1 pseudogene is annotated in these 785 nt (G+C 33.0%); it reads left to right on the forward strand.

Annotated features, from left to right (window positions below):
- Positions 1-248, forward strand: a pseudogene (locus KHD59_RS02385) (hypothetical protein); the annotation flags it as partial.
- Positions 249-785: the final 537 nt, after the last annotated feature.

The following is a 785-nucleotide window of genomic DNA, read 5'->3' on the forward strand; positions in this document are numbered from 1 at the left end:
ATTTATCAAAAGAAAACAATTTTTATGATAATTATAGTAAAAAAAAAGATAATAAAAGCATTGCATTTTCAATAGTTATTAAATATGTATATAATGAGAGAGATAAAGATTTCACAAAATGTGCATTTTACTATTACAATAAAGAAGGACAATTAATCAAAAAAAAATATTTTAACGACAATATATTTTATACTTATCATTATAATAAAAAAAATCAATTAGAATATCGGGGCGCCAAAGAGGCCTAAATTTCGTGCTATTTAACCAATAGCCAGGGCCGGTAAACCCTGAAAGGATATGGTCGGTCTAACAAACGAAAGTAGGTTAGATTAAAGCAGACCATAAAAGCGGGTTGCGACGAAAGCAAATTAGTCAAGATGACTCCGCCACCGAATAATTCGATGGAGAAGCCTGAGATGGCCTAAGAAGGAAACTGAGGTAATCTAATAACCTGTTCCGGAAGTTGCTTAAACGGACAGTCCAGAAGCTGTCAATATTTACGATATGTATTGGACAGTTTATCAGATAGAGAAAACCTGGAATCAGCCTCTTAACGAGGATACTTCCCCTACAGAATCAAGGTAGAAATTTAGCGTAACTTGGAGAATCCTAAAACTAAGTAATTAAATTTACTAATCCGGAAATAAAAGTCTGGATGGTCAAGGATAAAGAATCTTTTGAGTAGTCGTAAGGGTAAACCTAGTTTTGGAATAAGCTAGATAATCGACTTACCGAGAAGAGAGTTAATCACTCTTATAGGGCGAAAAAAGAAAGTAATTTACTAT

The sequence above is a fragment of the Sesame phyllody phytoplasma genome (genome assembly GCF_018390775.2).
GTDB classification, from domain to species: Bacteria; Bacillota_I; Bacilli_A; order Acholeplasmatales; family Acholeplasmataceae; genus Phytoplasma; species Phytoplasma australasiaticum.